The organism is Paracoccus yibinensis (assembly GCF_030846195.1).
GTDB lineage: Bacteria > Pseudomonadota > Alphaproteobacteria > Rhodobacterales > Rhodobacteraceae > Paracoccus > Paracoccus yibinensis.
In genome coordinates this window covers 536,304-557,815 of record NZ_JAVCWH010000001.1, presented here as the reverse complement: position 1 = coordinate 557,815, position 21,512 = coordinate 536,304, and the positions used below count along the sequence as shown (strand labels likewise).

At 66.6% G+C, this 21,512-nt stretch carries 23 protein-coding genes and 1 tRNA gene; 12 read left to right on the top strand and 12 right to left on the bottom strand.

Annotated features, from left to right (window positions below; all coding sequences use genetic code 11):
• Window positions 1–87 precede the first annotated feature (87 nt).
• From RAH32_RS02815 to RAH32_RS02800, 4 genes are all read left to right on the top strand, one after another.
• The gene (locus RAH32_RS02815; RefSeq protein WP_306604881.1) at window positions 88–1,164 is read left to right on the top strand and encodes an ABC transporter substrate-binding protein; all 1,077 of its coding nucleotides are present in this window, start codon (window positions 88–90) and stop codon (window positions 1,162–1,164) included.
• Between the two features lie 43 nt (window positions 1,165–1,207).
• The gene (locus RAH32_RS02810) at window positions 1,208–2,293 is read left to right on the top strand and encodes an ABC transporter substrate-binding protein (RefSeq protein WP_306604880.1); all 1,086 of its coding nucleotides are present in this window, start codon (window positions 1,208–1,210) and stop codon (window positions 2,291–2,293) included.
• A 63-nt stretch (window positions 2,294–2,356) separates the two neighbouring features.
• Window positions 2,357–3,655: an ABC transporter permease gene (locus RAH32_RS02805; protein ID WP_306604879.1), complete on the top strand. Its 1,299-nt coding sequence runs from the start codon at window positions 2,357–2,359 to the stop codon at window positions 3,653–3,655.
• Between the two features lie 3 nt (window positions 3,656–3,658).
• Window positions 3,659–4,609, top strand: a complete 951-nt coding sequence (locus RAH32_RS02800) for an ABC transporter permease (protein ID WP_306604878.1) — start codon at window positions 3,659–3,661, stop codon at window positions 4,607–4,609.
• A gap of 60 nt (window positions 4,610–4,669) precedes the next feature.
• Here RAH32_RS02800 and RAH32_RS02795 read toward each other — a convergent pair whose 3' ends face one another.
• The 8 genes from RAH32_RS02795 to RAH32_RS02760 form a co-directional block, all read right to left on the bottom strand.
• On the bottom strand, window positions 4,670–5,614 hold the full coding sequence (locus RAH32_RS02795) for an AEC family transporter (RefSeq protein ID WP_306604877.1): 945 nt from the start codon (window positions 5,612–5,614) through the stop codon (window positions 4,670–4,672).
• Window positions 5,611–6,429 carry an MBL fold metallo-hydrolase gene (locus tag RAH32_RS02790; protein ID WP_306604876.1) on the bottom strand — a complete coding sequence of 273 codons (819 nt, stop codon included), beginning with the start codon at window positions 6,427–6,429 and terminating at the stop codon, window positions 5,611–5,613. Before RAH32_RS02790 ends, RAH32_RS02795 begins: the two co-directional genes overlap by 4 nt.
• The gene (locus RAH32_RS02785) at window positions 6,426–7,223 is read right to left on the bottom strand and encodes a TatD family hydrolase (protein WP_306604875.1); all 798 of its coding nucleotides are present in this window, start codon (window positions 7,221–7,223) and stop codon (window positions 6,426–6,428) included. The genes RAH32_RS02790 and RAH32_RS02785 overlap by 4 nt, the downstream gene beginning before the upstream one ends.
• A gap of 3 nt (window positions 7,224–7,226) precedes the next feature.
• Complete coding sequence (locus RAH32_RS02780; RefSeq protein ID WP_306604874.1) at window positions 7,227–8,333, bottom strand: DNA polymerase III subunit delta'; 1,107 nt, start codon at window positions 8,331–8,333, stop codon at window positions 7,227–7,229.
• A complete protein-coding gene (tmk, locus tag RAH32_RS02775; RefSeq protein ID WP_306604873.1) occupies window positions 8,330–8,926 on the bottom strand; it encodes a dTMP kinase in 597 nt (198 codons plus the stop codon). The genes RAH32_RS02780 and tmk overlap by 4 nt, the downstream gene beginning before the upstream one ends.
• Complete coding sequence (locus RAH32_RS02770) at window positions 8,926–10,071, bottom strand: D-alanyl-D-alanine carboxypeptidase family protein (protein ID WP_306604871.1); 1,146 nt, start codon at window positions 10,069–10,071, stop codon at window positions 8,926–8,928. The genes tmk and RAH32_RS02770 overlap by 1 nt, the downstream gene beginning before the upstream one ends.
• Window positions 10,072–10,161: 90 nt before the next feature.
• Window positions 10,162–10,734, bottom strand: a complete 573-nt coding sequence (locus RAH32_RS02765; RefSeq protein WP_306604870.1) for a thymidine kinase — start codon at window positions 10,732–10,734, stop codon at window positions 10,162–10,164.
• A gap of 114 nt (window positions 10,735–10,848) precedes the next feature.
• Window positions 10,849–12,081 (bottom strand): DEAD/DEAH box helicase, encoded by a 1,233-nt coding sequence (locus tag RAH32_RS02760; RefSeq protein WP_306605206.1) that lies wholly within the window; start codon window positions 12,079–12,081, stop codon window positions 10,849–10,851.
• 507 nt (window positions 12,082–12,588) lie between these two features.
• Here RAH32_RS02760 and RAH32_RS02755 point away from each other — a divergent pair.
• The gene (locus RAH32_RS02755; protein WP_306604869.1) at window positions 12,589–13,548 is read left to right on the top strand and encodes a calcium-binding protein; all 960 of its coding nucleotides are present in this window, start codon (window positions 12,589–12,591) and stop codon (window positions 13,546–13,548) included.
• Here the strand turns inward: RAH32_RS02755 and dtd are convergent.
• Together dtd and RAH32_RS02745 are read right to left on the bottom strand one after the other, a co-directional pair.
• Complete coding sequence (dtd, locus tag RAH32_RS02750; protein ID WP_306604868.1) at window positions 13,545–13,994, bottom strand: D-aminoacyl-tRNA deacylase; 450 nt, start codon at window positions 13,992–13,994, stop codon at window positions 13,545–13,547. The two genes, RAH32_RS02755 and dtd, sit on opposite strands and share 4 nt — an antisense overlap.
• Entirely contained in the window at window positions 13,994–14,218 is a 225-nt protein-coding gene (locus RAH32_RS02745) for a hypothetical protein (RefSeq protein ID WP_306604867.1), read from the bottom strand. The genes dtd and RAH32_RS02745 overlap by 1 nt, the downstream gene beginning before the upstream one ends.
• A 112-nt stretch (window positions 14,219–14,330) precedes the next feature.
• Here RAH32_RS02745 and RAH32_RS02740 point away from each other — a divergent pair, with 112 nt between their 5' ends.
• The 5 genes from RAH32_RS02740 to dusA all read left to right on the top strand — a co-directional run bounded on the left by RAH32_RS02740 (window position 14,331) and on the right by dusA (window position 18,178).
• Entirely contained in the window at window positions 14,331–14,582 is a 252-nt protein-coding gene (locus RAH32_RS02740) for a DUF2312 domain-containing protein (protein WP_103172693.1), read from the top strand.
• Window positions 14,583–14,729: 147 nt separating this feature from the next.
• Window positions 14,730–16,583, top strand: a complete 1,854-nt coding sequence (locus RAH32_RS02735; RefSeq protein WP_306604866.1) for a DEAD/DEAH box helicase — start codon at window positions 14,730–14,732, stop codon at window positions 16,581–16,583.
• A 126-nt stretch (window positions 16,584–16,709) separates the two neighbouring features.
• Window positions 16,710–17,033: an HU family DNA-binding protein gene (locus tag RAH32_RS02730; RefSeq protein WP_306604865.1), complete on the top strand. Its 324-nt coding sequence runs from the start codon at window positions 16,710–16,712 to the stop codon at window positions 17,031–17,033.
• A 57-nt stretch (window positions 17,034–17,090) separates the two neighbouring features.
• Window positions 17,091–17,165, top strand: a tRNA-Val gene (locus tag RAH32_RS02725).
• 26 nt (window positions 17,166–17,191) lie between these two features.
• The gene (gene dusA / locus RAH32_RS02720; RefSeq protein WP_306604864.1) at window positions 17,192–18,178 is read left to right on the top strand and encodes a tRNA dihydrouridine(20/20a) synthase DusA; all 987 of its coding nucleotides are present in this window, start codon (window positions 17,192–17,194) and stop codon (window positions 18,176–18,178) included.
• 66 nt (window positions 18,179–18,244) lie between these two features.
• Here dusA and mazG read toward each other — a convergent pair whose 3' ends face one another.
• The gene (mazG, locus tag RAH32_RS02715) at window positions 18,245–19,060 is read right to left on the bottom strand and encodes a nucleoside triphosphate pyrophosphohydrolase (RefSeq protein WP_306604863.1); all 816 of its coding nucleotides are present in this window, start codon (window positions 19,058–19,060) and stop codon (window positions 18,245–18,247) included.
• Window positions 19,061–19,121: 61 nt separating this feature from the next.
• On the opposite strand from mazG, the gene RAH32_RS02710 reads away from it, so the two are divergent.
• Window positions 19,122–20,288 carry a M20 aminoacylase family protein gene (locus RAH32_RS02710; protein ID WP_306604862.1) on the top strand — a complete coding sequence of 389 codons (1,167 nt, stop codon included), beginning with the start codon at window positions 19,122–19,124 and terminating at the stop codon, window positions 20,286–20,288.
• Window positions 20,289–20,291: 3 nt separating this feature from the next.
• On the opposite strand, the gene RAH32_RS02705 is transcribed toward RAH32_RS02710, so the two are convergent.
• The gene (locus tag RAH32_RS02705) at window positions 20,292–20,744 is read right to left on the bottom strand and encodes an Lrp/AsnC family transcriptional regulator (RefSeq protein WP_306604861.1); all 453 of its coding nucleotides are present in this window, start codon (window positions 20,742–20,744) and stop codon (window positions 20,292–20,294) included.
• A gap of 90 nt (window positions 20,745–20,834) precedes the next feature.
• Here RAH32_RS02705 and RAH32_RS02700 point away from each other — a divergent pair, with 90 nt between their 5' ends.
• A complete protein-coding gene (locus tag RAH32_RS02700) occupies window positions 20,835–21,419 on the top strand; it encodes a LysE family translocator (protein WP_306604860.1) in 585 nt (194 codons plus the stop codon).
• Window positions 21,420–21,512 lie beyond the last annotated feature (93 nt).

The following is a 21,512-nucleotide window of genomic DNA, read 5'->3' as shown; positions in this document are numbered from 1 at the left end:
GTTAGGGGCGGGCGGAACGGCCCGCCCTCAGCCCTGCGGGGCCAAGAACAAGGGCAACGGCCCATTCATCAACGGGAGTTCAAGAACGTGAAAACCACTCTGGTTCTATCCACCGCCCTGGTCGGCATGGCCTTCGCGGCGACCGCGCAAGAGGTCAATGTCGTATCCTGGGGCGGCGCCTACGAGGTCAGCCAGGTCGAGGCCTATAACAAGCCCTTTACCGAGGCGACGGGGATCAAGGCCAACATGATCGCCGCAGACGACCCGGCCACGCCGCTTAAGGCGCAGGTCGAGGCGGGCAACGTCACCGGAGACGTCTTCGATCTGGCGATGGCCGATGCGATCCGCCTGTGCGACGAAGGCGCGCTGATGGAATTCGATCCCGCAGACCTGCCCGCCGGTGCCGACGGCACCCCGGCTGCCGAGGATTTCGTCGAAGGATCGCTGTCCGATTGCGCCGTGGGCAACATCGTCTGGGGAACGGTGATCGGCTATGACAAGACGAAGTTCGAGGGCAAGGCGCCCACGACCGTCGCCGACTTCTTCGACACCGAAACCTTCCCCGGCAAGCGCGGCCTGCCCAAGTCGCCCAAGCGCACGCTGTATCTGGCGCTGATTGCCGACGGCGTGGCCGCGGAAGATGTCTATGACGTGCTGGGAACGCCCGAAGGCGTGGACCGCGCCTTTGCCAAGCTGGACACCATCAAGGACGACGTGATCTGGTGGGAAGCAGGCGCCCAGCCGATGCAGCTGCTGGCGGACGGAGAGGTGGTGATGACCACCGTCTATAACGGCCGGATCTTCGATGCGATGGTCGGCGAGGGCAAGCCCTTCGACGTCATCTGGGACGGACAGTATCTGGAAATCAACGCCTTCGTCGTGCCCAAGGACGCCCCCAACCCCGAAGCCGCCGTGGAATACGTGAAGTTCGCGACCGGCACCCAGCCGCTTGCGGATCAGGCGAAATACATCGCCTATGGCCCGGCGCGCCAGTCATCCGCCCCGCTGGTCGGGATGTATCAGGACGGCACGACCGAGATGGCTCCGCATATGCCGACCGAACCCGACCACCTGACGACCGCCGTGGTGGATGACCCGGAGTTCTGGGCTGACCACGACGCCGAGATGACCGAGCGGTTCAACAGCTGGCTGGCAGGTTCCTGACCGCACGCGACCGCAACCCCGAATGTTTTAGACAGAGCTGACCATGACCAGACAACTGATTGCAGGAACGGCACTGGCGCTGATCGCCGGGGTTGCGGCCCAGGCACAGGATGCGCCGATCAACATCACCACTTATGGCGGCGCCTTCGGGGCGGCCGTGAACGAGGCTTTCGCCAAGCCCTTCACGGCCGAAACCGGCATCCAGACGACGATGGTGGACAACGACAACCCTCCGGCCACGCTGAAGGCCCAGGTCGAGGCCGGCAACATCACCAGCGACGTCTTCGACGTCGAGCAGTCGGACGTTCTGCGGCTGTGCGACGAGGGCCTGATCGAGCCGATCGACCCCGCGATCCTGCCCGCCGCCGCCGATGGCACCCCCGCGACCGAGGATTATCTGCCCCAGGCGCTGCACGAATGCGCGACCGCGATCATGGTGTGGTCCACGGTCATCGCCTATAACACCGAGGCCTTCCCGGACAGCGCGCCGACGACCGCCGCCGATTTCTTCGACCTCGAGAAATTCCCCGGCAAGCGCGGCATCATCAAGCGTCCGAAATACGCCCTGGAGTTTGCCTTGCTGGGCGACGGCGTGCCGGCGGACCAGGTTTACGAGGTCCTTGGCACCCCCGAAGGCGTGGACCGCGCCTTCGCCAAGCTGGACAGCATCAAGGACCAGGTGGTCTGGTGGGAGGCGGGCGCCCAAGCCCCGCAACTGCTGGCCGACAAGGAGGTGTCGATGACGCTGGCCTATAACGGCCGGATCTTCGACGCCATCGTCGATGAAGGCAAGCCCTTTGCCTTTGTCTGGGATGGTGCGAACCTGGACATGGACTATTGGGTGGTGCCGATGGGGGCGCCCAACCGCGACGCGGCGATGGAATTCATCGCCTTCGCCTCGGACCCGGCGCGGCAGGCGGACCTGTCGAAATACATCGCCTATGGTCCGCCGCGCAAATCGGCGGCGGCCAGCGTCGGCACCTACAAGGACGGCACCACGCAGATGGCCCCCTATCTGCCGACGACGCCCGAAAATGCCGAGCGTGCCCTGGTCAATGACGCCGGTTTCTGGGCCGATCACGACGCCGAACTGACCGAGCGGTTCAACAGCTGGCTGGCCGGAGCGTGACCTGACGACCGCTGCCGTCCCGCGCGACGCGGGGCGGCGGCCCCTGATATATCCGAGGAATCCATGGCGAACGCTTTAGATCCGCACGCGGCCATTGCGACAACGGCCACCGGCCTGACCGACGGGGCGCTGCGGACCGCCGATGGCAAGCCCCTGGCCCGCGCCCTGGCCCGGTCGCAGTCGCTGGCCCGGCGCCGCGCCTTTCTGCTGGTGCTGCCGCTCTTGGCCTTCATCCTGATCACCTTCGTGGTGCCGATCGGGCAGATGCTGCAGCGATCCTTCTATAACGACGGCTTCTCGGCCAACATGCCGGCGCTGTCGCAATGGTTCGCCGAAAACCCGCGCGGCACGGAACCCGACGAGGCCGCCTGGAGCGCCCTGGCCACTGACCTGCAAGCAAGCGCCGAGGCGCGGACCATCGGCGTGGTGGGCACGCGCATCAACTATGACGTGCCGGGCACGCGGTCGCTGTTCACCTCGACCGGGCGCCAGGTCCGGCGCGGGATCGAGCCGCCCTATCAAGCCGCCCTGCTGGAAATCGACGAGGAATGGGGCGATCCCGCGCTGTGGTCCGCCATGCGAGAGGCGTCCAGCCCCGTGACCGGCAATTTCTATCTTGCCGCCGTGGACCGCAAGCGGGACGAAACCGGCAGCATCACCCAGGTCGAGGAACGCCAGCAGGTCTATGTGATGCTGTTCATGCGCACCTTCTGGCTGTCGCTGCTGATCACAGGCATCACCTTCGTGCTGGGCTTTCCCATCGCGCATCTTCTGGCGACCCTGCCGATGCGCAAGTCGAACCTGCTGATGATCCTGGTGCTGCTGCCCTTCTGGACCTCGCTTCTGGTCAGGACCACAAGCTGGATGGTGCTGTTGCAGCAGCAGGGGGTGATCAACGACATCCTGGTCTGGCTGGGCGTGATCGGGCCGGACGGGCGGCTGCAGATGATCTACAACCAGGCGGGCACGATCATCGCCATGACCCATATCCTGCTGCCCTTCATGATCCTGCCGCTGTATTCCGTGATGCGCACCATCAACCCGTCCTATGTCCGCGCTGCGCGCAGCTTGGGCGCGACAAGCTGGACCGCGTTCCGCCGGGTCTATTTCCCGCAGACCTTGCCGGGGCTGGGGGCAGGGGCGCTGCTGGTGTTCATCCTGGCCGTGGGCTACTACATCACGCCCGCGCTGGTCGGCGGATCCTCGGGCCAGCTGATTTCCAACATGATCGCGATGCACATGACCGACACGCTGAACTGGTCCATGGCGGCGGCACTGGCCGCGCTGCTGCTGGGCGCGGTCCTGCTGCTGTATTGGGTGTATGACCGCATGGTCGGCATCGACAACCTGAAGCTGGGGTGATCCATGGCAGTTCCCACCTATGCAACCCCGCTGGAGCGCATCTGGCATTACGCCTATCTGGTGATCTGCGGACTGATCTTCTTCTTCCTGATCGCGCCGATCGTGGTGATCATCCCGCTGTCCTTCAACGCCGAGCCCTATTTCACCTTTACCGACCGGATGCTGTCCTTCGACCCCGAGGGCTACAGCACCCGCTGGTATGAAAGCCTGCTGACCTTCGGGATGCAGAACCCGGATGCGACCGGCTGGGGTTTCTGGGTTGATGCCTGGAACAATGCCAACTGGGTGAAGGCGGCGAAGAACTCGATCATCATCGGCGTCTTCTCGACCCTGGTGGCGACCGTCTTGGGCACGCTGGCGGCCCTTGGACTGTCGCGCCCCGAGATGCCGTTCCGCCGGGCGATCATGGCGATCCTGATCTCGCCCATGATCGTGCCGCTGATCATTACGGCGACGGGGATGTTCTTCTTCTATTCGAACCCCTGCGAGATGCTGGGCATCTTTGGCCTGCCCACGGATTGCGGGCGGTTGGCGGGCACCTATGTCGGCGTGATCCTGGCCCACGCGACGTTGGGCATTCCATTCGTGATCATCACCGTGACGGCGACGCTGGTGGGCTTTGACCAGTCGCTGAACCGGGCGGCGGCGTCCCTGGGGGCCAATCCGCGCACCACCTTCTTCCGCGTGACCATGCCGCTGATCCTTCCCGGCGTGATCTCGGGTGCGCTGTTCGCCTTTGTCACCAGCTTTGACGAGGTGGTGGCGGTGCTGTTCATCGCCGGCCCCGAGCAGCAGACCATCCCGCGCCAGATGTGGAACGGCATCCGCGAGCAGATCAGCCCCGCGATCCTGGCCGTGGCGACGTTGCTGGTGATCTTTTCCATCGCGCTGCTGACCACGGTGGAGTTGTTGCGGCGCAGGTCCGAGCGGATCCGGGGCGTGACGCCGCGGTGAAAGCCGGGGGACTTCACGTCCCCCGGACCCCCTGTGGGATATTTAAGTGAAGAAGAAATCTTACGGCAGGATTGCGAGCCACATCCAGATCGACAGGACCGAGATGGCAGTGCCGACAAGGACGGTGGTGGCCGCGACCCGCTTGGCCGAGCCATAGAGGTTCGCAAAGAGATAGGCGTTCACGCCCGGCGCCATGGCGGCGGTCATGACGGCTGAACGGAGGCCTGCATCATCAAGGCCGCTGATGCGGGCCAGGGCATAGGCAATGCCGGGATGGACCAGCAGCGAGCAGGCGCAGCACATGGCAATGGCGCCCATGTCGCCTTCGGGACGATAGCGGTAGAGGACGCCGCCCAGCCCGAACAGTGCGGCGGGCAGGGCGGCGTCGGCGATCATCTGCACCGCGGCCCAGAACCCCTCGGGCATCACCAAACCCGCTTGTTGCAGCACGTTCATGGACAGGCCGGTCAGGATTCCGATCACCAGCGGCGTGCGCAGCACCCCCGTCATGGCGCGCAGGGCAACGCGACCCACCGACAACCCGCTGCCATGGGCGCGGGTAAACTCCATGAAGGTGATGCCGAAGGTGTAGAGCAGCGGCGAATGGATCGCGATGATCGCCCAGTTGCCCGCCAGCGAATCCGGGCCATAGGCGCGTTCCATGATCGGGATGCCCAAGAGCAGGCTGTTCGAGAACAGGCAGGTGAAGCCGATCGCCACGCAATCCATGGGCGGGCGGTTGAAGACGAACCGCGCGCCCGCCCAGCCGATGAAGAAGCTGGAAAAGGCCCCCATATAGAAGGGCAGCAGCACGGCCGGGCGGAACTCGGCCCCCAGGTCCAGGCGCGACATGGACAGGAACAGAAGCGTGGGCGCCGCGAAGTTCTGGGCGAAGACCATCAGGCCATCGACCGCGCTTTCGCGGAAAAGGCCGCGCCAGGCCACAACATAGCCGAAGCCCACGATCAGGAAGACCGGGACGATGATGGTGAACAGCGCGCTCATAGCGCGGCGGGGTGGTCGGGGATGTCCGCCGCGGCCTCGATCACCATGCCGTCGAAGGCGGGCTGGATGTGGTCCGGCGTCGTCGCCGCGACGGTCGCGTAGTCCATGTCGATATGCATGTTCGTCAGCACCCCGCGTGGGCAGCCGGATCGCGCGATCCAGTCAAGCGCCAAGGCCAGGTGCGCATGGCTGGGGTGGGGCTGCGGGCGCAGAGCGTCGCAGATGAAGACCTCGGCCCCGTGGATCAGGGGCCAGGCGGCATGGGGGATCTCGGAGACGTCGGGCAGATAGACGATGCCGCCAATGCGCAGGCCCAGCGCGGTGATCTCGCCATGCTGGACGCGGAAGGGGATCATCGTGACCGGGCCACCGGCACCGTTCACGGTAATAGGCCCGTCGATCAGGTGCAGGTCGCAGATGGGGGTGTAGTAGCTGCCCGGCGGGGTCTTGAAGATATAGCCGAAGCGGTCCAGCAGCTGTTCCGACGTGGGCATGTCGGCCCAGGCGGGGATCAGGCGGCCCGCATTGAAGGCCACCTGCCGCAGGTCGTCAATGCCGTGGATGTGGTCGGCATGGGCGTGGGTATAGACCACCCCGTCCAGCGTCGCGACATTGGCATCCAGCAGTTGCGGGACAAGGTCCGGGCCGGTGTCGATCAGCACCTGCGTCACCCCATGGGGGCCGGGGCGTTCCACCAGCAGCGAACAGCGGCGGCGGCGGTTCCGGGGCTCGGCCGGGTCGCAGGCGCCCCAGCGGTTCCCCAGCCGGGGCACGCCGCCCGAAGAACCGCAGCCCAGGATCGTCGCCCGGATCATCTTGCAGCCTTTGCGAACAGCCGATCGAAATTGGCCGAGGTCTGAGCAGCGAACTGGGCGTAGTCCATGCCGAAGACCTCGGCCACCAGGGCGGCTGTCTTTGCGACATAAGCCGGTTCGTTGCGCCTGCCGCGATGCGGGGGCGGGGCGAGGTAGGGGCTGTCGGTCTCGACCAGGATGCGGTCCACGGGGGCGGCGGCGAAGATCGCCCGCAGGTCGGCGGACCGAGGAAAGGCCGCGATGCCCGACATCGACAGGTAGAAGCCCAAGTCAAGCGCCGTCTGCGCCAGGGCCGCGCCCGAGGTGAAGCAGTGCATCACGCAGGAAAACGCCCCGGCCCGGTGTTCCTCGGCCAGGATGCGGGCCATGTCGTCGTCGGCGTCGCGGGAATGGATGATCAGGGGCAGGCCGGTGCGGCGCGCGGCCTCGATATGGACGCGCAGGCTTTCGGCCTGCCGGGCGGCGCTGTCGGCGGTGTAGTGGTAGTCCAGCCCGGTTTCGCCGATGCCTACGAACTTCGGGTGGGCGGACAGCGTGACAAGCTGCGCCACAGTGGCCATCGGTTCTTCGGCGGCGCTCATCGGGTGGGTGCCGGCGGCATAGAAGACGCCGTCATAGCGTTCGGCCAGGGCGCGGACCTGGGGTTCCTGGCGCAGGCGGGTGCAGATCGTGACCATGCGGGTGACGCCTGCGGCCCGCGCGCGGTCGATCAGCGCGTCATGTTCGCCTTCGAAGTCGGGAAAATCCAGATGACAATGGCTATCGACGATCGGCGTGGGGACCGCGTTGGACATGGATCAACCTTTGGCTGGCAGGGCGGATCGCGCGGGCGGCAGATGCGCCAGTTCGAGCAGCATATCCATCACCAGGGCGGCAGGGTCAAGGTTGACCGACCGCCCCGTCCGGGCGCGCGCCGACAGCCGGGCCTGCGCATCGGCCCAGGCGCGCGCGGCCGCGTCGTCGGGCGACAGGCGGGCCAGCAGTGCGCCTTCGCCGCGCGCGGCCTGGGGCAGGGGCGGACCCATCAGCCCCGCGCGGGCGGTGCGGGCCAGGAAGCGGTCCAGCACGGTCATGGTCAGGTCGAACGGATCGCCATCGACCCCGGCGCGGCCTGCGGCCTCGTCAGCAAAAGCAGTGGCCTGCGGGCGATTAAGCCGGGGCAGGGTGGCCATCAGGTCCACAAGCTGCTGGTAGCGGTCGAGGCCACCCTGGCCCGCCAGCCGCAGCGCCTCGCCCACAGACCCGTCGGACAGCGCGGCCAAGGCCTCGGCATCCTCGTCGATGCCGAGATGGGCCAGGACATTGGCCATCTGCGCAGGCGTCAGCGGCGACAGGCGCAGCGTGCGGCAGCGTGACCGGATCGTGGGCAGAAGGCCCGCGGGCTGGTGGGCGATCATCAGGATCAGCGCATCGGCGGGCGGTTCCTCCAGCACCTTCAGGAGCGCGTTGGCGGCAGCGACGTTCATGTCGTCGGCGGCGTCGATGATGGCGATACGGCGCCCACCCTCGGCAGCCGAGAGGTGGAAGAAGGACAGGAGCCGCCGGATTTCGTCTACGGTGATCTGCGCGGACAGCCGCCCCGCCTTGTCGTCCCAGGGGCGGCGGACCAGGTGCAGGCGCGGTTCCGAAAGCGCCGCGATGCGCCGCGCCTCGGGCGTGTCGGTCGCGCCGAAGGGGCCGACCGCGCCCGACAGCACCCAGCGGGCGATGGCCCAGGCCAGCGTCGCCTTGCCCACGCCGCGCGGGCCGGTCAGCAGCCAGGCATGATGCAGGCGCCCGCCTGCCGCCGCCTCCATGAACTGGGCGACGGCATTGTCCTGGCCGATCACGCGGTCGGTGTGGCGCGGATGGGGCGCGCCGGGAACGCGGTCGGGTTCGGGAATGTCGTCGGGATCGGTCTTCACAACGCGGCCCGGATGCGGGCGGCGACGTCATCGGCGCTGCCGCTGCCGTCGATCAGGCGGACGCGGGTGGGAAATTCCTTGGCAAGCGCGCGGAAGCCCTGCGCAAGGCGCTGCTGGAAATCCAAGCCCAGGCTTTCAAAGCGATCCTCGGCCCCGCCCCGTGCCTTGCCCCGGCCAAGCGCAGTTTCGGGATCGAGGTCGATGACGAAGGTCAGGTCCGGTTCCACGCCGATCGCCAGGTCATGCATCCGGTCCACAAAGGAACGCAGCTCGCCCCGTGTGGCGCCCTGATAGACGCGCGTCGAGTCGGCAAAGCGGTCGGTGATGACGGTCTGCCCTGCGGCCAGGGCCGGGCGGATGGTGCGTTCCAGGTGATCGCGGCGGGCGGCGGTGAACAGCAGGCATTCGGTTTCCGCCGACCAGCGTTCGCCCGCGCCTTCGACCAGCAGGCGCCGGATCTCCTCGGCCCCCGGACTGCCGCCCGGCTCGCGGGTCAGGACGACGCCGCGCCCCTCGGCCCGCAAGGCCTCGGCCAGCAGGCGGGCCTGCGTGGACTTGCCACAGCCGTCGATCCCCTCGAAGCTGATGAACATCAAAGGCCGGCGGCCTCGACGGCCTTGTGGCCCAGCCGCATCACGGCGCCCTTCATCCGACCCGCGAAACCGGCCTCGGGGATATCCTCGGCGGCCAGCAGGGGGGTCACCGCATCCTGGGTGCCGGGGACCGAGACGACCAGGCGACCGATCTGGTCACCCTTGGCGATGGGGGCGGGAATGGGCGATTCATAGACCGCCTCGACCTTCACCTGGTCCCGGGACCCGGCAGGAACCAGCACGTTGACACCGTCCTTCGTGGTCAGCCCGACGCGCCCCTTGGTGCCCAGCCAGACCGGCGCCTCGAGCACGGTATCGCCCGCAGGCACCAGCGTTTCCATGCTGAACTGGCGGAAGGCCCAGTTGACGATCCGCTCGGATTCCTCGGCCCGGGCGGTCTCGCTTTGCAGGCCGCTGATGACAAAGATCACCCGCCGCCCGTCCTGCACGGCGGATCCGACCAGGCCATAGCCCGCTTCCTGCGTGTGCCCGGTCTTCAGGCCGTCGGCGCCGATGTCCAGCTTGAGGATCGGGTTGCGGTTGAAGCGGTTCGACGGCACCCGGTCCATGTACCGGAACTCGGTCAAGGCGAAGTCGTCGTAATACTGCGGAAAGTCGTTGATGATGTGCATGGCCAGCATCCCCAGATCCTCGGCCGACATCACGTGACCCTCGGCGGGCCAGCCGGTCGAGTTCTTGAAGACCGAATGCTTCAGCCCCAGCGTCTTCGCGCGTTCGGTCATCTGGCGGGCAAAGGCTTCCTCGGTCCCGGCCAGCCCCTCGGCCAGAACCACGCAGGCGTCGTTCCCGGACAGGACGATCACGCCCTTGATCAGCTGTTCCACGGTCGGCGTGTCGCGGGGTTCCACGAACATTTTGGACCCGCCCATCTGCCAGGCCCTGGTGGATACGGGCAGCGTATCATCCAGCTCAAGGCGGCCGTTCTCCAGCGCCTCGAAGACCATGTAGAGCGTCATCAGCTTGGACATCGACGCGGGTGGGATCGGCACGTCGGCGTTCTTCGACATCAGCACCGTGCTGGTGTTGACGTCATAGACCCAGGCCGAGGTTGCCGTCGTCTCGAAGGCCTGCGCCGGGGCAGCCAGACAGAAAATGGCGATAAGCCGCAGCAGGAACGCGCGCATGGAAGATCCTTTGCCTGTTTGGGGCCGATGGTTACAACAAGGCCATGCATCCCGCAACGCGGGCAACACATCCTCAGATGGAATTGATGGTCAGTTCCCGGTCGCCTCGCGCCAGTGCCTGCGGCACAGCGAGACATAGGTCTCGTTCCCGCCGACCTGCACCTGCGCGCCTTCGGTGATGGCGCGGCCCTCGTGGTCCCGGCGGATGACCATCGTGGCCTTCTTGCCGCAATGGCAGATCGTGCGGACCTCGCGCAGGTCGTCGGCCAGGGCCAGCAGCGCGGCCGATCCGGGGAACAGCTCGCCCCGGAAATCGACACGAAGGCCATAGCACATCACCGGGATGCGCAGGTCGTCGGCTACCCGGGCCAGTTGCCAGACCTGGGCCGGGGACAGGAACTGCGCCTCGTCCACGAAGACGCATGCGCAATCGGCGCCCTGGTCCCGGATCAGGGCGAACATGTCGGTCGCATCGTCGAAGGTCAGCGCGTCGTCGCCGATGCCGATGCGGCTGGCGATGCGTCCCTGTCCCGCCCGCCGGTCAAGCGCGGCCGTCAGCAGCAGCGTCTGCATCCCGCGTTCGCGGTAATTGTAGGACGCCTGCAACAGCAGCGTGCTCTTGCCCGCGTTCATGGTCGAGTAGTGGAAATAAAGCTTGGCCATGCCGCCAGATAGCCCCGCGGCCAAGGGGCATCAAGGCCACAAGAAAGCCGCAGAGGCGATCCCCGGCGGCTTCTTCTTCATCCAAATATCCAAAGGGCGATATCGCCCCCGGCGTTACGCCTGCCGGCTTTTCGGCGCGCGAGAGGGGCGGCGTGCCGGCCGCTTGTTCCCGCCCGCGCCCATCGGCTTGCCGCGTCCGCCGCCGCTCTGGGGACGGGCCGACGGTACCGGTCCCACCGGGGGTTCGCCGCCGATGACCGGGATCGCGGCCTTCATGGCCTTTTCGATGGCGCGCAGCTCGCCGACCTCGGCCGGGGCGCAAAAGGCCACGGCGCGACCGTCGCGGCCCGCCCGCGCGGTGCGCCCGATCCGGTGGACATAGTTTTCCGGCACGTTCGGCAGGTCATAGTTATAGACATGCGCGACCTCGGGAATATCCAGGCCACGGGCGGCCACGTCGGTCGCCACCAGCACCTGGGTCTGCCCCTTGCGGAAGGCGTCGAGCGCGCGTTCCCGCTGGCCTTGGCTCTTGTTGCCGTGGATCGCGGCGACCGCGAAGCCCCACTTCTCCAACAGCTTGGCCAGCTTCTCGGATCCGTGCTTGGTGCGGCCGAATACCATCGCCAGTTCGCCGGGATGCTTGGACAGGTATTCCGCCAGCAGCGTCGCCTTGTCGCCCTGGGTCACGAAATGCACGCCCTGCTCGATCTTCTTGGCCGCCTGCCCCGGAGGGTTCACGGCGACGCGGACCGGATCGGTCAGGTAAGTGTCGGCCAGTTCCTCCATCAGCTTGGGCATGGTGGCGGAAAACAGCAGCGTCTGGCGTTCCTTGGGCAGCATCCGCGCGATCTTGCGCAGCGCGTGGATGAAGCCGATGTCCAGCATCTGGTCGGCCTCGTCCAGCACCAGATAGGTGGTGGCCTCAAGGCTGATGGCGCGGCGCTCGATCAGGTCCATCAGGCGGCCCGGCGTGGCGATCAGCACATCGACGCCGCGCGATAGGCGTTCCGTCTGCACGTTGATCGAGGCGCCGCCCACGACACGGAAGCTGCGGATCGGCGTGCCTTCGGCATAGGCGTCGATATTGGTGGCGATCTGGGTCGCCAGTTCGCGGGTCGGCGCCAGGATCAGCGCGCGGCAGGTGCGCGGGTCGGGCTTCTTGCCGTATTTGATCAGCCGGGTCAGCATCGGCAGGCCGAAGGCCGCCGTCTTGCCCGTGCCGGTCTGCGCCAGGCCCAGCACGTCGCGGCCCTTGACGACCGCCGGAATGGCCTCGTCCTGGATTGGCGTGGGCTTGGTCAGCCCCATCGCCGCCACATTGGCGTTGATGCGGTGGTCGATGCCCATGTCGGCAAAGGGGCCGGTGGGCAGCGGGTCGCGTGCGGGTGCCCGGCGGCCTTCGTTCGCATCGAAGTTGGGCAGGTTGCGGGGCCGGGGCTTCTGGCCGCGGGACGGGCGGCGGGTATTGGTCTGTTCCATCAAAAACTTTCATGCCGCGTCCCCCGTATCGGACGCAAGGCAGTGGCCGCGGCGGATGCGCGGCAATCAGCAGGGATGCAGGCGCGATACGAGGATGCCCGCAAGCCTCCCCGCGTGAATGGGAAACTGGAATGGATGCCGGGCCTTGGGCGAAAACGCGGCTGCTCACGCGGCAGCAGGCATCGGCTGGACCCACATGGGGCCTTTTGACGTGCAAGTCAAGAACATTGAGGTGGGACACCTCCGATGCAGATTGGGGCGGCGGTCGCGTTAATCTTGTTTAAGACTTCCTCTGGCGGAGTTGACTCTCCGATGGCACATTCGTGGCCAATTCCGACGTGTTTGCCAACCAGTGACAGTTTTGCAGGATACCAAATGGCAAGGATCTGGGCCAATTACGGCATCGACAGCCTTTCGATCGACCTGAATTTCTATGACCGCCATTTCTACGACCATGTCTTTCTGGACAACCAGTACGAATGGTATAACGGCAGGACGTACCAGGATGTCTATGCGATCAACGGCTATGACGGCTATGACGACCTGATCCTTGCATTGGGCGGGCATGGCTTCCGGTTCGACAGCCGGGGCACTGTCGCAGGGGGCACGGTTACAGGTCTGCTGGAAAGCGTCTATGACGGCGACGACCTCTGGTGGGCGCAGGATTTCTCGGTCTCCGCGGTCAGCCTTTACAAGGTGGGCCTGACCTACGGAAATGCCGATGACCGGACGCTGCTGTCCTCGATCATGGCGGGTGCGGACACGATCAACCTCAGCGCCCATGACGACCGCTTCGAGGGATGGGGCGGCGATGACCAGATGTGGGGGAACGGTGGCCACGACCGGCTGTTTGGCGGGACCGGCAACGACATGCTGAACGGCGGGCTTGGCAACGACCGCCTGGTGGGCGAGGGGGGCAATGACCGCCTGATCGGAGCGGTGGGCCACGACGTGCTGGAGGGTGGCAGCGGCGTGGACCTTATGGAAGGCGGGCTTGGCCGCGACATGATGTTCGCGGGTCTGGACAGCATGCGCGATGTGTTCGTTTTCCGCGCCAGCATGGACACGGCAGTTGGCTCACAACGCGATCAGATCCATCAATTCCGGCCCGGTCAGGACGACATCGACCTGTCGCTGATCGACGCAAATGTCGCGCGGGCCGGAAACCAGGCCTTTGCCTTTGCCGGCACGACCGCCGCCGCCCATGCGGTCTGGTATGCCAAGGCCGCCGGCGGCGTGATCGTGCGGGGCGATCTGAACGGCAACAAGACCGCCGATTTCGAGATCTGGGTGGATGACGCGACACGCGTGGCCGCGACGGATTTCATCCTCTAGGCGCGGTCCGCCGTATCCAGCCAGATCGTCACCGGCCCGTCGTTCGTCAGCCGGACCTTCATGTCCGCGCCGAAGCTGCCGGTCTGGACCGGGATCCCCTGCGCGGCAAGGCTAGCCGCAAAATGTTCGTAAAGCCGCCGCCCGTCATCGGGCGCGGCGGCGGATGAAAAGCCGGGGCGGTTGCCGGTGCGGGTATCGGCGGCCAGGGTGAACTGGCTGATCACCAAAGTGCCGCCGCCCACGTCCAGCAGCGACCGGTTCATCCGCCCCTGATCGTCGCGGAAGATGCGCAGCTTGGCCACGCGCAGCGCCAGCCTGTCGGCGGCGCTTTCATCATCGCCCCCCATGGCGCAGACCAGCACCAGCAGGCCCGGCCCGGTTTCTCCAATGACGGCGCCGTCCACCTCGACCGAGGCGTCAGACACGCGTTGCACCAGGGCGCGCATCAGCCCAGCATGATCCCGGTGATGACCAGCAGCAGCCCGATCATCGACAGCGCCAGCGCACCCATGTTCATCGCGATCACCGGCCGCATCCTCTGGCGCAAGGCTGCATCGTCCAGGCCCGCCCGGCGGGCGCGGGCCACCGTCAGCACGCACCAGATCAGCGCCGCGACCCCAGCCAGCGTCAGTACCGCCCCGCCCCAGATCAGCCCGTCGAAAACCGTCATCGCACACCCCCGCCGATATCCGTGCCCGCGCCCTAGCGGCGATTGCGCCGCGCGGCAAGACCGCCTAACAGGTGCGGCCAAGAACGGGCAGGATCAAACGGAAGGAATCGGAATGATGGACGATCAGGCTTACAGCGTCGCGGCGGACGAACTGCGCCAGTTCATCGAGCAGTTCGAGCAGCTGGAAGCCGAGAAAAAGGACATCGCCGAACGCCAGAAAGAGGTGATGGCCGAGGCCAAGGCGCGCGGCTATGACACCAAGGTGATGAAGAAGATCGTCGCCCTGCGCAAGCGCGACCGCGACGACATCGCCGAGGAAGAGGCCATCCTGGAGATGTACAAGCAGGCGCTTGGCATGGGCTGACGCCCTTATTCCTTTGACTTCCCCTGTCTGATCCCCTATGGACGCCCCTTCGGCTTCGGATTTCCGGGGCGGCGGACCACGGGAGATGTCTGTCGCAAGGATCGCGGTGCCTTCACGGGTGTCCGCACCCCCCATTCTGGCGAAGACATGACAGACAAGACGATAGCCGCGCCACTGGCAGCGGCCCTGGCGGCCAAGGGCTATGCCAGCCTCACTTCGGTTCAGCAGGCGGTTCTGGAAAGCGATGCGCAGGGCCGGGACATGCTGGTTTCGGCGCAGACCGGATCGGGCAAGACCGTGGCCTTTGGCCTGGCCATCGCGCCGCAGCTGCTGGACGGCGACAGCCTGCCCGATGCCGTGGCCCCCATGGGCCTGGCCATTGCACCAACGCGCGAACTGGCCCTGCAGGTGGCGGCCGAACTGGGCTGGCTTTATGCCCAGGCTGGTGCCCGCATCGCAACCTGCGTCGGCGGCATGGATTACCGCACCGAACGCCGCGCCCTGGAACGCGGTGCCCATATCGTCGTGGGCACCCCGGGCCGATTGCGCGACCATATCGAACGCGGGTCGCTGGACCTGTCAGCCCTGCGCGTCGCCGTTCTGGACGAAGCGGACGAGATGCTGGACCTGGGTTTCCGCGAGGATCTGGAATTCATCCTGCAATCCGCGCCCGAAGACCGGCGCACGCTGATGTTCTCGGCCACGGTGCCGCCCGCGATCGAACATCTGGCGACGACCTTCCAGCAGGACGCCCTGCGGATCCAGGCCCAAGGCGAATCGCGCCAGCACGGCGACATCGAATACCGCGCCTTCACCGTCGCCGCACGCGACCGAGAGCCTGCGATCTTCAACATCCTGCGCCTGCACGAGGCCCGCACCGCGATCATCTTCTGCAAGACGCGGGCCAATGTCAGCCACCTGCTGGCCCGGATGGGCAATCGCGGCTTCAAGGCCGTGGCCCTGTCTGGCGAACTCAGCCAGCAGGAACGCACCCATGCCCTGCAGGCCCTGCGGGACGGACGCGCGCAGGTCTGCGTGGCGACCGACGTGGCCGCGCGCGGCATCGACCTGCCGGGGCTGGAGCTGGTGATCCATGCCGACCTGCCCACCAATTCGGAAACGCTGCTGCACCGGTCGGGCCGGACCGGACGGGCAGGGGCCAAGGGCGTGTCCGCGCTGATCGTCATGCCGTCCGACCTGCGCAAGGCGCAGATGCTGCTGAAGCGCGCCAAGGTCGAGGCGACTTGGAGTCCGGCGCCCTCGGCCGACGAGGTTCGGGCACAGGATGATACCCGGATGCTTGACCATCCCGCCTTGCACCGGAATGCCGAAGATGACGGCGACATGGCGCGGCTGCTGCTGGACCGGTTCGGCGCGGAACGGCTGGCCCAGGCGTTTGTCAGCCTGTGGCGCGAAGGCCGCCCGGCGCCCGAGGAACTGACCGTCCTGCAAGATCGTGCCCCTGCGGCGCCGCGCGAACGACCGCCTTTTGGCGAGGCTGTCTGGTTCTCTCTCTCGGTCGGCCATACCGGCCGGGCCGAGGCACGCTGGCTGCTGCCCAAGATTTGCGACGGCGGCGGCATCAATCGCGATGCCATTGGCGCGATCCGGGTTCGGGAAGACGAAAGTTTCGTCCAGATCGCCGTGGCTCAGGCTGACAGATTCGGCAAGACGATGGAACTCGAGCCAGGCCTGACCATGCGACGGCTGGACGGCGAGCCTGATCTGAATCGCGGCCCTCGGCAGACCGAGGCTCGTCCCGCGCGCCGCAAGCCTGACGCAGAGGGGAAAAAAAACCTGCGCGTTGAGAGCCCAGGCGACGCCCCTGCCTCCGCAAAGGTCCGCAGCAAGCCACGCTGGACGGCCGAGGAACGCAGCACCAAGGCCGCAGCCCGGGTCGGCGGCCCGAAGGCCGGTGCGCACAAGGCGGCAGGCCCCAAGGATCGGGGCGCCAAGTTCGCGGCCCCGCGAAAGGACAAGCCGCGCAAGGGCGGACGCTGAGAGCAGGATTGTGCGGCATCTCCCCGCTTGGGGGGATGCCTGCTCAAAATTGGTTAACAAATATTGTTGACCTTGGGTCAAACAAGTTTCACGCTTGGCCTCGTCATCTGTTTGTTGGAGTGTGTGATGGTCAAGCGTGTTTCTTCCGGCGATGGATCGGGAACGGTTCCCCACCATCCGCAGCCTGCGCATGTTCTTCAGAAGAAGGATTTCGTGGACCGCGTCGTCGCCGCCAGCGGCGCCAAGAAGGCCGAGGCGCGGCCCATCATCGAGGCAACCCTGGCCCAGCTTGGCAAGGCGCTTGCCGCCGGCGAGACGCTGGCCGTTCCCCCGCTTGGCCGGGCCAGGGTCAACCTGGAGCGCGATCAGCGCGGAGGTGAGATCATCACCCTGCGGCTGCGCCGCCGCCCTGCCAGTATCCGCCAGCCCGCCCGCCATCCGGCCGACTGAGCTGCGGTCGATTCGCCCTTGCGGTCCCCTTTCGCCCCTGCTAGATGCTGCGCCCACGGGTGATTAGCTCAGCGGTAGAGCGCTTCGTTCACATCGAAGATGTCAGCGGTTCAAATCCGTTATCACCCACCATTCCTTCTCCTCGCCGCGTCCGTCAGATGATGAAAACCGCTGTTACAGACGCTGCTACCCTGTCCGTCGCGCCCATGATGGACTGGACCGACCGCCATTGCCGTGTCTTCCATCGGCTGATGTCGCACCGCGCGCTGCTTTATACCGAAATGGTGACTGCCCCAGCGATCATCCACGGCGACCGTCACCGGTTGCTGGATTACGACGCCGCCGAACATCCCTTGGCGCTGCAACTGGGCGGCTCGGATCCCGCCGAACTGGCATCCGCCACCCGGATCGCCGCCGACTGGGGCTATGACGAGATCAACCTGAACGTCGGCTGTCCCAGCGACCGCGTGCAGTCGGGCTGTTTCGGGGCGGTTCTGATGAAGACGCCGGATCTCGTGGCCGAATGCGTGTCGCGCATGATCGCCGTCAGCCCGGTCGAGGTCACGGTGAAATGCCGTATCGGCGTGGATGACCAGGTGCCCGAGGATGTCTTGCCCGCCTTCCTGGAAAAGATGCGCGGCGCGGGCATCCGCCGCGTGATGATCCATGCCCGCAAGGCCTGGCTGCAAGGTCTCAGCCCCAAGGAAAACCGCGACATCCCCCCGCTGGACTATCCCCTGGTCCACCGCATGAAGCGGGACTTCCCGGACCTGCACCTGTCGATCAACGGCGGAATCGCGGACAGCGATTCGGTCCGCGACCATCTTCGCGTGATGGACGGGGTGATGGTCGGGCGCGCCGCCTATCACCAGCCCTGGGACATCCTCGGGCAGGCCGACCGGCTTTGGGGCGACACGCCGCCCTTCGACAGCCCGGACCAGGTCGCCCAGGCAATGCGCCCCCATATCGCCGCGCATTTGGCAGCGGGCGGGCGTCTGCACCAGATCACCCGGCACATGCTGGGCCTGTTCCATGGGATGCCAGGCGCGCGCGGATGGAAACGAACCCTGTCCGAAGGCGCCTCCAAGGGCGGGATCGAGGTCTATGACGCCGCCTTGCGGCAGGTCACGCAACTGGCCGCGTAACCACTTTATCTTCTGTGCTCAAATATCCTGGGGTGAGGCCCCCCAGGGGCCGAGGGGCAAAGCCCCTTACTGCGCCGCCTTCTCGGCCGCCTTCGCCTCGTCCCAAAGCCGGTCCATTTCGGCCAGGTCGCTGTCCTCGGGGCGGCGGCCCTCGGCGGCAAGGGCGGCCTCGATGGCCCGGAAGCGGCGCGTGAACTTGGCATTGGCGCGGCGCAGCGCCTGCTCGGGGTCGATCTCCAGGTGGCGTGCCAGGTTCGCCATCACGAACAGCAGGTCGCCGAACTCCTCCTCGAGCGCGTCCGGCCCAAGCCTGTCGCGCGCCTCGACCAGTTCGGCGGTTTCCTCGGCGATCTTGTCCAGCACCTCGGCGGCGCCGGGCCAGTCGAAGCCCACGCGGGCCGCGCGGTTCTGCAGCTTGACCGCGCGGGTCAGCGCGGGCAGGCCCATCGCCACGCCGTCCAGGGTGCCGCGCTCGGCCTTGCCCGCGCGTTCGACCGCCTTGATCGCCTCCCAATCCTTGACCTGCTGGGCCGCCGACTTGTCGCGGGATTCGTCCCCGAAGACATGGGGATGGCGGAAGACCAGCTTGTCGGAAATCGCCGCCGCGCAGTCGGCGAAATCGAACATGCCCTTTTCATCCGCCATCTGCGCGTGGAACACCACCTGCAGCAGCAGATCGCCCAACTCGCCCGGAAGCTCGTCCCAGGCCTGCCGCTCGATGGCGTCGGCGACCTCGTGGGCTTCCTCGATCGTATAGGGGGCGATGGATGCGAAGTCCTGCTCGATATCCCAGGGGCAGCCGGTGTTCGGGTCGCGCAACTGCGCCATGATGTCGATCAGGCGGGCGATCTGGGTCCCGGCGTCGCGATCTGCCTTGGTCATTGCGATTTCCCCCGGCTTCTGTCCTGATGGGCCATTGCCACAGCCAAGGTCGTTAGTCCACATGCCCGTCCTGAACCGCATCGCCGATTTCTCCGACGACATGATCCAATGGCGGCGGCACCTGCACCGGCATCCCGAACTGGGCTTCGAGTGCTATGGCACCGCGGCCTTCGTGGCCGAACGCCTGCGCGAATTCGGTGTGGATGAAATTCACGACGGCATCGGCCAGTCGGGTATCGTGGGGATCATCGAGGGGCAGGGACCGGGACCGACGATCGGCCTGCGCGCCGACATGGACGCCCTGCCGATGGAGGAGGCAACCGGCCTTGATCATGCGTCGACGGTTCCCGGGCGGATGCACGCCTGCGGCCATGACGGGCATACCACCATGCTGCTGGGCGCCGCCCGCTATCTGGCCGAGACGCGCAATTTCGCCGGCCGCGTCGCGCTGATCTTCCAGCCGGCCGAGGAGAACGGCGGAGGGGGCCAGGCGATGGTGCAGGACGGCATGATGGACCGCTTTGCCATCGAGCGGGTCTTTGCCATGCACAACAGCCCCGGCCTGCCGGTCGGCATGATGAACACCACGCCGGGACCAATCATGGCGGCGGTGGATACCTTCGAAATCCACGTCCAGGGCCGCGGCGGGCATGGCGCGATGCCGCATCTGACCGCCGATCCCATCGTCGCCGCCGTGGCGGTGGTCAACGCCATCCAGACGATCTCCAGCCGCAACTACTATGCGCTGGAAGACCTGGCCCTGTCGGTCACGCAGATCCACACCGGCAGCGCCGACAACATCGTGCCCGACACCGCCTATGTCTGCGGCACCGTGCGCACCTTCGCCCCTCATGTGCGCGACATGGTGCGCCGCCGGATGACGCAGATCTGCGACGGACAGGCCGCCGCCTATGACGTGGCGATCCGGCTGGATTACGTCGAAGGCTATCCCGCCACCGTCAACGACCCCGACCAGACCGCCTTTGCCGTGCAGGTGGCCCAGGAAATCGTCGGACCAGACAACGTCTCGGGCGAGGCGGGGCGGGAAATGGGGGCCGAGGATTTCAGCTACATGCTGGACGCGCGGCCCGGCTGCTATCTGTTCATCGGCCAGGGAGAGACCGCCAGCGTCCACCACCCGGCCTATGATTTCAACGACGCGATATCGCCGATCGGGGCCAGCTTCCTTGCCCGGCTGGTCGAGCGCGCGCAGCCCGTGGCGCGCTGAGGGTCAGGCGCGTTCGTCCTTGGGGCTGTCCATCACCACATGGGTGGTGATCGTGGCGATCCAGGGAAAGGCCCCCAGGACATCGGCATGGAACTGCTTGTAGGCGGCCAGATCCGCCACCTCGACCCGCAGCAGGTATTCCATCGTTCCGGTGATGTTGTGGCATTCCCGCACGGCGGGGGCGGCCAGGCAGGTCCGCTCGAACGCCTTTTGCGCGTCGTTGGCATGGCGGGCCAGGCCCACCGCGACATACGCGACAAAGCCGATGTTGCGCGCCCTGGGGCTGATCACTGCGCGATAGCCCGCAATGATCCCGCGCCGTTCCAGATCCTGCACCCGGCGCAGGCAGGCCGAGGGCGACAACCCCACCCGCGCCGCCAGTTCGGTATTGGCCAGCCGCCCGTTGCGGGACAGTTCGTGCAATATGCGGTCGTTGATCCGGTCATCCGCGCTCATGAATTGCAGTATTGATGTCGTTTCAATCATCTTTGCAAGATCATGGCGGCAGTCATGGGACATTGTTGCGCCCTGTTGCGGAGACCAGCGATGACGGCCGAGATCCTGTTTGCCCTGACGGGCTTTTCCCTTGTCACCTCGGCCACGCCCGGGCCGAACAACATGATGCTGATGGCGTCGGGCGCCAATTTCGGCCTGCGGCGGACCGTGCCGCACATGCTGGGCGTGTCGCTGGGGTTTGGGGCGATGGTGGCGATCCTGGGGTTGGGGCTGGACCGGATCGTTAGGGACAACCCGGCTGTGGCCGAGGCGATGAAATGGGCCAGCTTGGCCTATGTCCTGTGGCTGGCCTGGAAGATCGCCACCGCCGCGCCGCCGTCCCAGGCCGAAGCGGCGGGCCGGCCGCTTGGCTTCTGGGCGGCGGCGGCTTTCCAGTGGGTCAACCCCAAGGCCTGGGCGATGGCGCTTGGCGCGCTGTCGGCCTATGCGGCGGGGGTCGGGGGGCCGCTGGTCGTGGCAGTGGTCTTTGCCGTGGTGAACCTGCCGGTGGTGGCGGCCTGGGCGGCCGCCGGGCACGGCATGCGGGGACTGCTGGCCCACCCCGCCCGGCTGCGCGTCTTCAACGCGGTGATGGCGGCGCTGCTGGTGCTGTCCATGCTGCCGGTCGTCCTCTAGGACGCGCTCACGATCCTGTTTGCCGCCCTTGGTCCGCCAGGGGATCGGCCTTCCTTGCCAAGCAGGGGATGCGGGGATAGGTTGCGCGCCAAT

Coding starts and splice junctions, on each gene's coding strand:
- RAH32_RS02810 (WP_306604880.1), top strand. CDS start 1,208: ATGACCAGACAACTGATTGCAGGAACGGCACTGGCGCTGATCGCCGGG.
- RAH32_RS02805 (WP_306604879.1), top strand. CDS start 2,357: ATGGCGAACGCTTTAGATCCGCACGCGGCCATTGCGACAACGGCCACC.
- RAH32_RS02800 (WP_306604878.1), top strand. CDS start 3,659: ATGGCAGTTCCCACCTATGCAACCCCGCTGGAGCGCATCTGGCATTAC.
- RAH32_RS02795 (WP_306604877.1), bottom strand. CDS start 5,614: ATGAGCGCGCTGTTCACCATCATCGTCCCGGTCTTCCTGATCGTGGGC.
- RAH32_RS02790 (WP_306604876.1), bottom strand. CDS start 6,429: ATGATCCGGGCGACGATCCTGGGCTGCGGTTCTTCGGGCGGCGTGCCC.
- RAH32_RS02785 (WP_306604875.1), bottom strand. CDS start 7,223: ATGTCCAACGCGGTCCCCACGCCGATCGTCGATAGCCATTGTCATCTG.
- tmk (WP_306604873.1), bottom strand. CDS start 8,926: ATGTTCATCAGCTTCGAGGGGATCGACGGCTGTGGCAAGTCCACGCAG.
- RAH32_RS02770 (WP_306604871.1), bottom strand. CDS start 10,071: ATGCGCGCGTTCCTGCTGCGGCTTATCGCCATTTTCTGTCTGGCTGCC.
- RAH32_RS02765 (WP_306604870.1), bottom strand. CDS start 10,734: ATGGCCAAGCTTTATTTCCACTACTCGACCATGAACGCGGGCAAGAGC.
- RAH32_RS02760 (WP_306605206.1), bottom strand. CDS start 12,081: ATGGGCATCGACCACCGCATCAACGCCAATGTGGCGGCGATGGGGCTG.
- RAH32_RS02755 (WP_306604869.1), top strand. CDS start 12,589: ATGGCAAGGATCTGGGCCAATTACGGCATCGACAGCCTTTCGATCGAC.
- dtd (WP_306604868.1), bottom strand. CDS start 13,994: ATGCGCGCCCTGGTGCAACGCGTGTCTGACGCCTCGGTCGAGGTGGAC.
- RAH32_RS02745 (WP_306604867.1), bottom strand. CDS start 14,218: ATGACGGTTTTCGACGGGCTGATCTGGGGCGGGGCGGTACTGACGCTG.
- RAH32_RS02740 (WP_103172693.1), top strand. CDS start 14,331: ATGATGGACGATCAGGCTTACAGCGTCGCGGCGGACGAACTGCGCCAG.
- RAH32_RS02735 (WP_306604866.1), top strand. CDS start 14,730: ATGACAGACAAGACGATAGCCGCGCCACTGGCAGCGGCCCTGGCGGCC.
- RAH32_RS02730 (WP_306604865.1), top strand. CDS start 16,710: ATGGTCAAGCGTGTTTCTTCCGGCGATGGATCGGGAACGGTTCCCCAC.
- dusA (WP_306604864.1), top strand. CDS start 17,192: ATGATGAAAACCGCTGTTACAGACGCTGCTACCCTGTCCGTCGCGCCC.
- mazG (WP_306604863.1), bottom strand. CDS start 19,060: ATGACCAAGGCAGATCGCGACGCCGGGACCCAGATCGCCCGCCTGATC.
- RAH32_RS02710 (WP_306604862.1), top strand. CDS start 19,122: ATGCCCGTCCTGAACCGCATCGCCGATTTCTCCGACGACATGATCCAA.
- RAH32_RS02705 (WP_306604861.1), bottom strand. CDS start 20,744: ATGAGCGCGGATGACCGGATCAACGACCGCATATTGCACGAACTGTCC.
- RAH32_RS02700 (WP_306604860.1), top strand. CDS start 20,835: ATGACGGCCGAGATCCTGTTTGCCCTGACGGGCTTTTCCCTTGTCACC.